General features: G+C 63.4%; 1 protein-coding gene. It reads right to left on the reverse strand.

From position 1 onward, the window contains the following. Positions 1-152: sigma factor (locus AC0VY3_RS36340; protein ID WP_475551817.1), on the reverse strand; the 152-nt coding region annotated here is incomplete at its 3' end. Between the last annotated feature and the right edge of the window lie 94 nt (positions 153-246).

Below are 246 nucleotides of genomic sequence, written 5' to 3' on the forward strand. Positions count from 1 at the left end.
ACGTCGCTCACGTCGGTGCGGCTGAGCCTGAGCCAGGCCTCCTGGACTGCATCCTCTGCCTCGGCAAGCGAACCCAGCATCCTGTAAGCCACCGCTCGCAGCCCTGGCCGCTCGGCCTCGAAACGATCGGCCAGAGAAGAACTTTCGCTCACCTGTCACACCCCCGCGTGTCGATCCGTCGGTCCAGTGACAGACGCTAACGGATCACCAGGAGAGCATCAGATGAACGCCGCAACCAAGACCACC

This window comes from Streptomyces sp. iso_384 (assembly GCF_056172905.1).